Source organism: Aminobacter sp. MSH1 (genome assembly GCF_003071665.1).
Classification (GTDB): domain Bacteria; phylum Pseudomonadota; class Alphaproteobacteria; order Rhizobiales; family Rhizobiaceae; genus Aminobacter; species Aminobacter niigataensis.
In genome coordinates this window covers 3,256,567-3,268,928 of sequence record NZ_CP026265.1, presented here as the reverse complement: position 1 = coordinate 3,268,928, position 12,362 = coordinate 3,256,567, and the positions used below count along the sequence as shown (strand labels likewise).

Here is a 12,362-nt window from a genome sequence, read left to right as displayed (position 1 = left end):
GCGAAAATCGAAATATCACATGCCGTTGCAACGCTCTAACACGGCGGACAAGATCATTGTGGACCGCAGGAAACGCCATCGCAACAGCGATGTCGCGCGTGCTGTGCGCAAGACACGCGATCGCCTGTCACAGCAGCCCGGCGGACTGGTCTTCGACCGCGAACTACTGAAGCTCCACGCCAATTCGATCGTCGCCAATTCTGCCACGCTTCCGCTGCTGGTCGTCGTTCTTGCCGGCTGCGGAATGATGATTGGCGCCGATTCCGGCATCCTGACATGGGCTCTGGTTGCCGTCCTCGGTTACATCGGCCTGGCCATTCTTGCCCGCCGTGCCGATGAGGCGACAGCAGCCGCGATGACCCCGGCGGCGATCCGCCGTAATTTCCTCGTCGGCCATTTCGTCACCGGCCTGGCCTGGGCCTATCTAGCGGCGATGTCGTGCGCTGCCTGCGACCCCAACCTGCTCGCCATCGTCAAGGGCGTCTTCCTGCTTGTCGCCATGGCCGTGACCGCAATCGTTGCATCGTCGCTGCGCGGCGCACTGGCAGTGACGTTCGTCGTACCTGTAGCGGCCTATGCCGCCTTCGGTGTCAAGCTGACCGAGCCGCTCGGCGCGATCATGGCGGTACTGCTGGTCGCTGCCCTGCCGTTCTTTTCCTATGTCGCCAAGATCATGAACCGGTCGGCGCTGATGCTGATGTCGTTCCGCTCGGAAATGGACGCCCTCATCGCCGAACTGGAGACGGCAAAGGCCATGTCCGACGAGGCGCGCCGCCGCGCCGAAGACGCTAACCTTGCCAAGTCGCGCTTTCTCGCCACGATGAGCCACGAACTGCGCACGCCGCTCAACGCCATCCTCGGCTTTTCCGAGGTCATGGCCGGCGAGGTCCTGGGCCCGATCAACAGCCCGACCTATCGAGAATACTCCCGCGACATCCACGATTCCGGCCAGCACCTGCTCGATCTCATAAACGAGATCCTCGACCTGTCGCGCATCGAGGCCGGCCGCTACCAGCTCAACGAAGAGCCCCAGCAGTTGCTCTCGATCGTCGAGGACTGCTGCCACATGATGGAGCTCAAGGCGCGCAACAAGGATTTGCGGATCATCGAGCAATTCGAGCCCGCGCTGCCGCGCCTGCTCGGTGACGAGCGCGCCATCCGCCAGATCACACTCAACCTCCTGTCCAATGCCATCAAGTTCTCGCCTACAGGCAGCGATATCCGCGTGCGGGTGGGCTGGACCGCCGGCGGCGGTCAATACATCTCCGTCAAGGACAACGGCCCAGGCATTCCGGCCGAGGAGATCCCGGTCGTGCTGTCGGCATTCGGCCAGGGCTCGATCGCCATCAAGAGCGCGGAACAGGGCACCGGCCTCGGCCTGCCGATCGTGCAGGGACTGCTCGCGCTCCATGGCGGCGAGTTCGATCTGCGTTCGAAGCTGCGCGAGGGCACCGAGGCGATTGCCATCTTCCCGGCAGCGCGGGTGATCGACGGTCTGCCCACTACGTTGCAGCCGCGCAGTGCTGCCGGTAGCCGCTAGCTATTTGACGGCCGCAGCCATACCGGAGCTGATCTGTGATGCCGTCTTGACCAGACCGGCGGCAAGGCCCGCCCCCACAGCCTCGCCATGGTCGATACCCAGGCCCAGCAAGGGCCTCGCGCCGAGCTTCGCCAGCAGGCGGGCATGGCCCGGCTCGGTCGAGACATGCGAGAACATGCAATGGTCGAGTGCCGAGGGATTGACGGCGTAAAGCACGGCAGCAGCAGCAGACGTTGCGAACCCATCGAGCAGCACCGGGATTTTCTCCATGCGTGCGGCAAGGATTGCGCCAGCGATCGCGGCAAACTCGCGCCCGCCGAGACGGCGCAGCACCTCAAGCGGGTCCTTGAGATGATCGCCATGCAGCGCCAGCGCACGATCGACCACTGCGGCCTTGCGTGCCTGCATCGCGGCATCGGCACCGGAGCCAGGTCCAACCCAGTCGGCGCCCTTGCCACCAAACAGCGCCGCCGAAAGTGCGGCCGCGACCGTCGTGTTGGCGACACCCAGATCGCCGATGCAGAACAGGTCGGTGCCGCCGGCGATCGCCTCCATGCCGAACGCCATGGTGGCAGCGCAACCGCGTTCGTCGAGCGCCGGCTCGACGGTGATGTCTGCCGTCGGCAGGTGCAGCGCCAGGTCGAACACCTTGAGCCCGAGATCATGGGCGACGCAGACCTGGTTGATCGCCGCCCCACCGGCAGCGCAGAGCTCGACGCGCTGGGCCGTCGCTTCCATGGGCCGTGGTGAAACACCCTGGGCAACCACGCCATGGTTGCCGGCAAAGATGGCAACAAGGGGCTTGAGCACCGTGGGCGGCGCGCGGCCGGTCCAGCGCGCCAGCCAGGCAGCAATATCCTCGATGCGCCCGAGCGAGCCTTTCGGCTTGTCGGCCTTGGCAAACAGTGCCCACACCTTGCCGGCTTGAGCCACGTCGCCTTCAGGCAGATGGGCAAACAGGTTGCGGAAATCGTCAAATGGGGAAGCGGTGGTCATGATAGCGGGCCTGCCGTTCGAAATGGTCGCCTGCGCAATAGCCCCCTCGCGCAACGAAAACAATCGCGGCATGGCGTCCAGCAGGCCTGCACCATGGACAGGATGCCACCCTGCGCTGGCCATCGGACTTGCATTCCCTTGGCGGTTGCACCATCTGGTGGCGGCAGCTTGCATGTTGCGGTGGCCTACGGCACCCGGCATAGTCTGCGCCACTGCCACCGGATTCCATGATGGCCATCGAATCGCCCTGCATCCTCGTCTGCTCCATCGACATGGTCACCGGCTACTGCTTCGGTTGCGGACGCACGCGCGAAGAGATCGGCGCCTGGCTCGACATGACGCCGGAAACGCGCCGCGCCGTGATGGCCGCGCTTCCCGCCCGGCTCGAGACCGTCGAGCGCAAGCCGCGCCGGGAAACCCGTCGCACGCGCATGGCCCGCGAACGCGGCGCCGTCTGAGGATTTGCACAAGACATGAGCCGGCTTTACTGGATTGCCATTGCGGTGCTCGGCGGCGGACTGCTGCTTTTGCTGTTCAACGACTCATCCGGCCAGACCCTTGGCCTCGACAATGACAGCTTCGGCCAGCTGATCTATCTCGGCGCGCTCGTCATGGTCATCGGGGCCGGCGTCCTGGCTCGGGGAACGCGGCTGGGCGATACGCTGAGAAGCCTGGCGCTGTGGGTGGTGATCGTGCTCGTGCTGGTCGCCGGCTATCAGTATCGCTACGAGCTGCAGGATATTGCCAGCCGCGTGACGGCTGGCCTGGTGCCGGGCAGCCCGATGTCGGCGCTTGACGGCGACGGCCGCGCGACGGTGACGCTCGACAAGCTGCCGAACGGGCATTTCGGCGCACGCCTGCAGATCAATGGCGCGACCATCCAGGCGATGGTCGACACCGGCGCCACCAGCACCGTGCTCACCGTGGCCGACGCCCGGCGCGCGGGTTTCGATCCCGAGAGCCTGAACTTTTCAGTTCCCGTGTCGACCGCCAACGGCGTCGCCCATGCCGCCCGCATAACCGCCGGCAGCATCCAGCTTGGCACGATCGAGCGCAAGAACATGCCCATGCTCGTCGCCGATCAGGGCCTTGAGCAGAGCTTGCTGGGCATGAATTTCATCGGCTCGCTGTCGGGTTTCGACGTGCGCGGCGACCGGATGATCCTCCGCGACTGAGGCTCAGGCGCTACGCCGCCTCGCTTGCGCGATTGAGCTCGACCGCCGCAAACGCTTGTCGCAACACCTCGGGACCGGCACCGGGCCTGGTTGCGTCTGTCGACAGGATCTGTCGGAAGCGCCGTGCGCCGGAAAGGCCGTGGAACAGCCCGACCATATGGCGCGTGACATGGCCGAGCCGACCGCCGGCTGCAATGTGACGAGCGGCATAGTCGGCCATGGTATCGACAAGGGCTGCGAAATCGATGTCTTCGGCGGCCTCGCCGCGCAGCATGGCGTCGATACCAGCCAGAACGCTCGGCGTGTGATAGGCAGCGCGGCCGAGCATGACCCCATCGACATGATCGAGGTGCGTTCGGGTTTCATCGAGCGTCTGAATGCCGCCGTTTATGCCTATGAATCGGTGAGGCATTCTGGCCTTGAGCCGATAGACGCGACTGTAGTCGAGCGGCGGGATATCGCGGTTTTCCTTGGGGCTGAGCCCTTCAAGCCAGGCCTTGCGCGCGTGCACCCACAACGCATCCGCGCCGGCCTCAAACACACCATCGGCGAGCCTGTCCAGGGCCGGCTCGGGATCCTGGTCGTCGACGCCGATGCGGCATTTTACCGTGACCGGAATCTTGACCGCACCCTTCATCGCCGCGACGCCTTCGGCAACGAGCCCCGGCGTCTTCATCAGGCAGGCGCCAAAGGTGCCTGACTGCACCCGGTCGGAGGGGCAACCGACATTGAGGTTGATCTCGTCATAGCCGAACGCTTCGCCGATACGCGCCGCCTCGGCGAGTTTCGCCGGGTCGGAACCGCCAAGTTGCAGGGCTACGGGATGCTCACATTCATCGAAACCCAAAAGCCGCTCGCGCGCGCCGTGGATCACGGCATCGGCCACCACCATCTCGGTGTACAGCAGGGCGTCCCGGGTGATTTGCCGGTGAAAGTATCGGCAGCACCTGTCAGTCCAGTCCATCATGGGCGCCACGGCCAGTCTATGATCTTGATTTTTCAGCATTTTTTCTTTAACATCAAATCGTTAGAACCTACCGAGTGCACACGAATTTACGCCAGAATACGCCCCTCTTCGCCACGTTTCGATCTTTCATTGCACACGGAGCGCACACGAAAAATGGCCACCTACACAAAACTCTCGTCCGGTTCCTGGCGTGTCCAAGTGCGTCGCAAAGGTCGCTACGTCAGCGAAACCTTCTTGCGCCGAGACGACGCTAGGCGCTGGGCAACCGAAACCGAGCGCCAAGTCGATCGCGGTGAAACGCCGACCAAGTCCCGTATAGCGCGCCTAAAAACTTTCGGCGAACTCATCGACCTCCATATCGACGACATGTGCGATGTAGGCAAGTCCCCTCGCCGCTCCAAGGCCGCAGCCCTTGATATGCTCCAAAGACATCTGGGGAAGTGCAACATCGTGGCCCTTGATCGCGAACGGCTCATTCGCTTTGGTCGTGATCGAGCAGCTCAAGGTGCCGGACCGATGACTCTCGGTATCGACATCGGTTTTGTGAAACTCATTCTGGCTCATGCCGCTGCCGTTCACGGCCTGCCCGTCAAGGTCGAACCGGTCGATCTCGCGCGCATCGCCCTAAAGAGGCTTGGTCTCGTTGGGAAGGGCCATCAGCGCGACAGGCGGCCGACCCAGGATGAACTAGACAGACTGATCGCTCACTTCGATGCAAATCCTCGTCAGCTAGCACCGGTTAGCCAAATCATACGTTTTGCCGTCGCAACCGCGATGCGCCAGGAGGAAATCTGCACGGCACGTTGGTCCGATTTGGAAACTCGTACGCGGATGCTTCTCATCCGTGACCGGAAAGATCCCCGAAACAAGAACGGCAATAATCAGCGCATACCGCTGTTCGCGGCGACCGGTTACGACGCGTGGACCATTGTTGAGGAGCAGCGCGCCAAGCGAAGCAACGACGATGATCGAATTTTCCCATTCAATGGCAGATCAGTCGGCACAGCTTTTCGTCGCGGATGCGCCGACCTGAGTATCCACGACCTTCACTTCCACGACTTGCGACACGAAGGCACAAGCCGACTTTTCGAGGCCGGATTCACAATCGAGCAAGTTGCACTTGTTACCGGGCACAAGGACTGGAAGATGCTGAAGCGGTATACGCACCTAAAGCCAGAAGCCCTCCACGCTCTACTTGCAGCCCGCGCCGCATGAGTTTGGGATTCGTTCAGGCGCGGGAGTGCGGTAGTTTCGCCCATCCGAGGTCGATGACACAGCAGCAAGTCCAGGCAATTCGCGTGCGGGGCTTGGAGAAGTCGTACGAACTGCATGTGTTGCGCGGCGTGGACTTCGACGTGGCACGCGGCAGTATCTTTGCACTGCTCGGTTCGAACGGGGCGGGCAAGACAACGGCGGCGAATCCTGCCCACTCGGCTCAGGGCGGACGATGGCGCGCCCAGTATCAACGGCCTCGATGTCGCCCCGCAACCGGCGAACGTGCGAGAGGCCGGTCAATGACTGTTACGGACATGATCAGGGTGGGTGACGAGGCGCTCCACTGCAGAATTAGGTAGCAAAGACCACCAGCTTCGACCATTTAATGCATCTTTTATGCAAGAATGGTTGTCTCCGCAAAAAACTGTTTTTCGTTCGGGAACATACGATTTCGATTTATGCAACATGACTGCCATCAGCGATGTGCGGGCCCGCCGCCGTTGGCCTTTACCTCGTGGTATCGTTTAACAGTGTCGGGCTCCACGCCATATGCCACACAGTTCACTTCGCTGATCGACTCGATGATGTCTGAGAACGACTGAACGATAATATCGAAGTCTTCTCCTTCGATATCCGCGAACGCTTCCGTCGCGAAGTCGTCCGGCATCATTGCCGGCGCATCGACCACTCTACTGAGAAATTCACCGACTGCGTCATCAAGGCGTCGCCGCATCCTGATTTCGATAGATCGCGGTACTCTCTTGGTGCAATTGCGGCCAATGGTGTCCGGGGGCGGCGCATCGGATTGAAGGCAACAGGTCGCATAGGCCGGTCGTCAAGTCCCCCACGGAAATAGTGTTGGCTACCGGAGCCAGGGCCGCAACAGTCAGAGCACGTTTTAAGGCGGCAAATCCATCGTGGCCACGACGGGTAATCTCGACATGGCAGCGCGGATGAACTGTCGTATCAAACTTGTCGGTGGCAAGATCACTGAGGCAGTTCCAGGCTAACGGTGTATAATAACGGTCACCGTGGCTGACAGATTCAAGTCGGCCCACGCCCGCTTTGCCCGCCTATCGCCAACGCATCCGACCGGACATTATGTCAGGGTCCCCAATAAGCACACGAACATGAAGAACAGACCTTTTCTCAATCGACTTGGGTTTGCCATACAGGGATTGCGAGAGGGGTGGCAACGTGAATACAGCTTCCGGGCCCAGGTGATGATCGGCCTAATCATTGCCTTGAGTGTAGTACTCCTCGGTGCTTCCAGTATTTGGCTGGCCATTGTGGGGCTAGCAATTGCACTTGTCTTGGCTGCAGAACTGTTCAATTCCGCCCTTGAAACACTCGTCGATCGCTTGCACCCGGAAATACATCCCGAAATTCGCGTAGTGAAGGATATGGCTGCTGCCGCCGTGCTGCTGATCTGCCTTGGTGCGTCGGTGATAGGTCTGCTCTTTCTTGCATCGCAAATCTAAGTCGCCTGAGATGCACGGAAATTCCCAGGCCGCCGGCAATTCTCTTCGCCGCTGAGTAACCCGACGGGCGCCCCGACTTGAGCATGGTTACAAAAGTTCCAGCCCGCGTCGCGGTGAACCCTTCGGCCGCTCCTATGGAATTTGGCATTGTCCAAATCTGAAGGGTGACCTCGCTGTGGACGCAGAGACAACCATTTCGAGTCGTGGATGGCAGCGCCAATTTTCAGGTCAGAGGCGCAGATTGTTGACGCGCGTCAAAGCAGAGGACGCCCCAACGGCCCAAGATTACCCAAGAAGATGGACTTAACCTTGGGAGACACACCATGGCCACTACCGAGATTTCGACGTCCGCCGCCAGAACTATTCCGACCGTGTCAGGCAACAGGTTACGCCTCGGTGCGCTCACGGCGCTCGTCATCGGCTCGATGGTCGGCTCCGGCGTGTTCAGCCTGCCGCAAAACATGGCTGCCGGTGCCGGCCCCTTGGCCGTTATCATTGGTTGGGGCATTACTGCGGTGGGAATGCTGGCTCTGGTCTTCGTCTATCAGTCGCTCGCCACACGAAAGCCGGATCTGGATGCAGGCCCTTATGCTTACGCCAAGGCCGGCTTCGGCCCCTTCATCGGCTTCAACAGTGCCTGGGGCTACTGGATCAGCGCCTGGATCGGCAACGTGTCCTATGCCGTCATCGTATTCAGCGCGTTGTCCTACTTCTTCCCGTCTTTTGGCGACGGCAACACCTGGCAAGCCGTTCTCGGTGCCTCGGTACTGCTATGGGCTATCCATCTGCTCGTCATGGCCGGCGTACGGCAAGCGGCGATAGTAAATCTGATCGTCACCGTAGCAAAGATCGCACCGATCGTGCTGTTCATCGGAGTTGTTGCTGTCGCATTCAAGGTCGATGTCTGGTCGCTCGACTTCACCGGGCTCGGCAACGCCAACCTCGGCTCGATCATGGACCAGGTAAAAAGCACCATGCTCGTCACGCTTTGGGTGTTTATCGGCATCGAGGGCGCCAGCGTCTTTTCGGCCCGTGCCGAACGGCGCAAGGACATCGCCACTGCCACGGTGTTCGGTTTCCTTACCTGCTTGGCGCTTTACGCGTTGGTTTCGCTGCTGTCGCTCGGCATCATGAGTCAGCCGGAACTCGCCGCACTAAAGAATCCGTCCATGGCCGGTGTTCTGGAGGCCATCGTTGGCCCGTGGGGCGCGATCCTCATCAACCTGGCGCTTGTCGTCTCCGTCATCGGCGCGTTCCTGAGTTGGACGCTGCTGGCGGCCGAGATCCCGCACATGGCCGGCCGAGATGGCACCATGCCGAAGTACTTCGGCTATGAAAACGAACGCGGTGTGCCGTCGACCGCGCTTCTCATTACCAATCTCCTTGTGCAGGCTTTTCTGATCATCACGCTCTTCGCGCAAAGTACATACCAGGCGCTTTTCTACATCGCCTCTGCTGCCATTCTCGTGCCTTACATCTTCTCCGGCGCCTACGCCGCGAAGCTCGCGATAACCGGGGAAAGCTACGGTGCGGGGGAAAACCGTATCGTAGCACTGATCATCGGGCTGGTTGCAACGGTCTACGGGCTATGGCTCGTCTACGCAGCGGGGCTTTCGTACCTGTTCATGTGCGCTGTTCTCTACGCGCCGGGCATAGCTTTCTACATCTGGGCGCGGCGCGAGAACGGAGAGCGTGTCTTCCAACCGGTGGAGGCCGTGCTCGCGGCAGCACTCGTCGCCATCGGCCTATACGCCGCCTGGCAGATGTGGATCGGCGCGGTCAGCGCGCTCTAAAACCCCGCAACGAAAGGACCCTCGCCATGACCGCTCTTGGCGTTCATTCCGAAACCGGACGGCTGCGCGAGGTCATCGTGCACCGGCCGGACCTCAGCCTGCGCAGGCTGACACCCGACAACTGTAAGGCACTGCTGTTCGACGACATCTTGTGGGTCAAGCGCGCGCGGCAAGAGCACGACGTCTTCGTCGACGCGCTGCGCGAGCGCGGAGTCACTGTGCATCTGTTCGGTGAACTGCTTGCCGAAACCTTAGCGTTGCCGGAAGCCCGTAAATGGCTGCTCGACCGCCGGATTGACGCCTCGGTCGTGGGCTGCGACATGGTCGAAGAGCTGCGTGGTTGGCTTGAGGAAATGCCCGCTGAGGAGCTTTCCGCAATCCTCGTCGGCGGCATTGCGCGCGCCGAGTTACCCTTCAAACCGACGGGCCTTACGGGCAAGACGATGCTACCGCAGGACTTTGTGCTGCCGCCCCTGCCCAACCAGCTCTTCACCCGCGATTCATCCTGCTGGGTCTATCGCGCGGTATCGGTAAATGCCATGTACTGGCCAGCGCGAAAGCCCGAAGCCGCCAATGTCGAGGCCGTCTACCGCTTCCATCCCCGCTTCCAAAAAGCCGACCTTGCCTTCGTGTCGCCAGACAATCCTGGACCAGGTGTCAGCCTCGAAGGCGGCGACGTGATGCCGATCGGCGGCGGCGTCGTCCTGGTTGGCATGGGCGAGCGCACGACCCCGCAGGCGGTCGGCGGATTGGCCCGCAGCCTGTTCGCGGCCGGCGAGGCGACACGTGTCATCGCCGCGCTAATGCCGCGCGACCGCTCTTTCATGCATCTGGACACGGTCTTCACCTTCTGTGACCGCGACCTCGTCACGATGTATCCACCAGTCGTCGACCGTCTGCGAACCTTTTCGCTGCGACCCGGCGAAGGCAAAACCGTCGTTGACGTGATTGAGGAGGAAAAGCCCTTCACCGACGTCGTGAAGGAGGCGCTTGGCCTGAAGGCGCTTCGCATCGTCGGCACCGGGGGCGACGCCTATCAGGCGGAGCGCGAGCAGTGGGATGACGGCAATAATGTCATCGCCGTCGAGCCAGGTGTGGTCATAGGTTACGATCGCAACGTCTACACCAACACGCTGCTACGGCGTTCGGGGATCGAGGTCATCACCGTAGAAGGCGCCGAACTCAGCCGTGGCCGCGGCGGAGGGCACTGCATGACTTGCCCAATCGCCCGCGATCCGATCTGAAACGAAAGGACAACAGACCATGCCTGTCAATCTGTTGGGCCGCAACGTGCTCACGCTGGACGATCTCTCGCCTCCAGAAATCCGCTACCTGCTTAGGCTAGCTGCTGATCTCAAGGCGGCCAAGCAGGCAGGTACGGAAGTGCCGCGTCTGGTGCGCAAGAACATCGCGCTGATCTTCGAGAAGGATTCCACCCGCACCCGATCGGGGTTCGAGGTCGCTGCCTACGATCAGGGCGCGCACGTATCCTATATCGGTCCGTCAGGCAGCCATATCGGCCACAAAGAATCGATGAAGGACACCGCGCGCGTACTGGGCCGCATGTACGATGCGATCGAATATCGCGGCTTTGGCCAGCATCAAGTCGAGCAGCTCGCCACGTATGCCGGCGTGCCGGTCTACAACGGCCTGACCAACGAGGATCATCCGACCCAAATCCTCGCAGACTTCATGACCATGCGCGAGTTCACCCACAAGCACCTGTCAGATGTGACAGTCACCTTCGTCGGCGAGGGCCGCGACAATGTTGCCAAATCACTGGCGATCGGAGCCGCCAAAGTAGGTATGGATATACGCATAGCCTCTCCCAAACCACTCTGGCCGGACGAACAATTCTGCGCGCATGTCCGCGAATTGGCCGAGCGTAATGGTGGCCAGTTTCGGCTGGATGTAGACGTAGAAAAATGCGTCGAGGGCGCCGACTTCGTCTACACCGACGTTTGGCTTTCCATGGGTGAGGATGAGAGCGGCTGGGCGGAGCGCATCGCGCTGCTCACCCCCTACCGCGTCACCCGCGCGCTGATGCAGGCGACCGGGAATTCTTACACGAAATTCATGCATTGCCTGCCGGCCTTTCACGACGACAGCACCGAGGTCGGTGCGCGCGTTGCCCGAGACTACGGCATCGACTGCATGGAGGTTACCGACGAGGTCTTCGAATCGGAAGCCTCCATCGTCTTCGACCAGGCCGAGAACCGTATGCACACGATCAAGGCAATACTCGTCGCGACCCTCGGCAACTGATATGCGCATCGTCGTCGCCTTAGGTGGGAATGCGCTGCTGCGTCGCGGCGAGCCGATGACAGCCGAAAACCAGCGCGCCAACATCCGGAGGGCCGCCTCCGCGCTGACCGAACTCGTCGAGGCCGGACACACCCTGGTGATCACGCATGGCAACGGACCACAGGTTGGGTTGCTCGCGTTGCAGGCCACCGCATCCTCCGACGCCCCCTTCCCATTGGACGTTCTCGATGCGGAGAGCGCCGGCATGGTCGGCTACGTCCTGCAGCAAGAGCTCGGCAACGTGATGAAGGATCAGCTCTTTGCGACGCTGCTGACGCAGGTCAGGGTCGATCCGCATGATCCGGCCTTCGCGAACCCGACTAAGCCAATCGGCCCTACATATGACGAGGCGACCGCGCGCAGACTCTCCGCTGAGCGCGGCTGGCGAATCGCGCCGGACAACGACAGATGGCGTCGCGTCGTGCCGTCGCCAAAACCACTGGCGATCCTGGAGGCCAAGGTTCTCAGCTTCCTGGTCGAACACGGTGTTGTCGTCATCTGTGCCGGTGGCGGAGGCATACCCGTGATCGAGCAGGAGAACGGCGCCATCGCAGGCATCGAGGCGGTCATCGACAAGGACCTCGCCAGCTCGCTTCTGGCGCGCAACCTCGAAGCCGACATGTTGCTCATGCTGACCGACGTCGACGCCATATATCTCGACTGGGGCACTCCCATTGCCCGTCCGCTTGGCCATCTGCGCAGCTCGGACATTTCCGTGGCAGACTTTCCGGCCGGCTCGATGCGGCCGAAAGTGACAGCCGCAATTGAGTTTTCGGAAGCAACCGGAAAGCCGGCCGCGATCGGCAGACTTGAAGATGCGCCGGAGATCGTAAAGGGCATGCGCGGCACGTGGATAGAGCCGGACCGACAATGACAGTGCGGATGAACCAT

The 12,362-nt window shown here is 61.5% G+C and carries 12 protein-coding genes; 9 read left to right on the top strand and 3 right to left on the bottom strand.

Annotation, left to right across the window (positions count from 1 at the left end; genetic code table 11):
- The first annotated feature begins 19 nt into the window (after positions 1–19).
- Positions 20–1,540 carry a HAMP domain-containing sensor histidine kinase gene (locus CO731_RS16215; protein ID WP_108607895.1) on the top strand — a complete coding sequence of 507 codons (1,521 nt, stop codon included), beginning with the start codon at positions 20–22 and terminating at the stop codon, positions 1,538–1,540.
- Here CO731_RS16215 and CO731_RS16210 read toward each other — a convergent pair whose 3' ends face one another.
- On the bottom strand, positions 1,541–2,536 hold the full coding sequence (locus tag CO731_RS16210; RefSeq protein ID WP_108609873.1) for a nicotinate-nucleotide--dimethylbenzimidazole phosphoribosyltransferase: 996 nt from the start codon (positions 2,534–2,536) through the stop codon (positions 1,541–1,543).
- A gap of 227 nt (positions 2,537–2,763) precedes the next feature.
- On the opposite strand from CO731_RS16210, the gene CO731_RS16205 reads away from it, so the two are divergent.
- Together CO731_RS16205 and CO731_RS16200 are read left to right on the top strand one after the other, a co-directional pair.
- Entirely contained in the window at positions 2,764–2,994 is a 231-nt protein-coding gene (locus CO731_RS16205; RefSeq protein ID WP_108607894.1) for a DUF1289 domain-containing protein, read from the top strand.
- 15 nt (positions 2,995–3,009) lie between these two features.
- Positions 3,010–3,711 carry a TIGR02281 family clan AA aspartic protease gene (locus tag CO731_RS16200; protein WP_108607893.1) on the top strand — a complete coding sequence of 234 codons (702 nt, stop codon included), beginning with the start codon at positions 3,010–3,012 and terminating at the stop codon, positions 3,709–3,711.
- A 10-nt stretch (positions 3,712–3,721) separates the two neighbouring features.
- Here CO731_RS16200 and dusA read toward each other — a convergent pair whose 3' ends face one another.
- Positions 3,722–4,717: a tRNA dihydrouridine(20/20a) synthase DusA gene (gene dusA, locus CO731_RS16195; protein WP_108607892.1), complete on the bottom strand. Its 996-nt coding sequence runs from the start codon at positions 4,715–4,717 to the stop codon at positions 3,722–3,724.
- Between dusA and CO731_RS29605 the strand changes: the two genes are divergently transcribed.
- Positions 4,697–5,893 (top strand): site-specific integrase, encoded by a 1,197-nt coding sequence (locus CO731_RS29605; RefSeq protein WP_318761500.1) that lies wholly within the window; start codon positions 4,697–4,699, stop codon positions 5,891–5,893. The two genes, dusA and CO731_RS29605, sit on opposite strands and share 21 nt — an antisense overlap.
- 475 nt (positions 5,894–6,368) lie before the next feature.
- Here CO731_RS29605 and CO731_RS16180 read toward each other — a convergent pair whose 3' ends face one another.
- The gene (locus tag CO731_RS16180) at positions 6,369–6,626 is read right to left on the bottom strand and encodes a hypothetical protein (RefSeq protein ID WP_108607891.1); all 258 of its coding nucleotides are present in this window, start codon (positions 6,624–6,626) and stop codon (positions 6,369–6,371) included.
- A 397-nt stretch (positions 6,627–7,023) separates the two neighbouring features.
- Between CO731_RS16180 and CO731_RS16175 the strand changes: the two genes are divergently transcribed.
- From CO731_RS16175 to arcC, 5 genes are all read left to right on the top strand, one after another.
- Positions 7,024–7,374 carry a diacylglycerol kinase gene (locus CO731_RS16175; RefSeq protein WP_055977370.1) on the top strand — a complete coding sequence of 117 codons (351 nt, stop codon included), beginning with the start codon at positions 7,024–7,026 and terminating at the stop codon, positions 7,372–7,374.
- 323 nt (positions 7,375–7,697) lie between these two features.
- Positions 7,698–9,167 carry an arginine-ornithine antiporter gene (gene arcD / locus CO731_RS16170; RefSeq protein WP_055977373.1) on the top strand — a complete coding sequence of 490 codons (1,470 nt, stop codon included), beginning with the start codon at positions 7,698–7,700 and terminating at the stop codon, positions 9,165–9,167.
- A 26-nt stretch (positions 9,168–9,193) separates the two neighbouring features.
- Positions 9,194–10,411: an arginine deiminase gene (locus CO731_RS16165; RefSeq protein WP_055977374.1), complete on the top strand. Its 1,218-nt coding sequence runs from the start codon at positions 9,194–9,196 to the stop codon at positions 10,409–10,411.
- A gap of 19 nt (positions 10,412–10,430) precedes the next feature.
- Positions 10,431–11,432, top strand: coding sequence for an ornithine carbamoyltransferase (gene argF, locus CO731_RS16160; protein WP_055977377.1), 1,002 nt, complete (start codon positions 10,431–10,433; stop codon positions 11,430–11,432).
- Between the two features lies 1 nt (position 11,433).
- Positions 11,434–12,345, top strand: coding sequence for a carbamate kinase (gene arcC / locus CO731_RS16155; protein ID WP_055977379.1), 912 nt, complete (start codon positions 11,434–11,436; stop codon positions 12,343–12,345).
- The last annotated feature ends 17 nt before the right edge of the window (positions 12,346–12,362 follow it).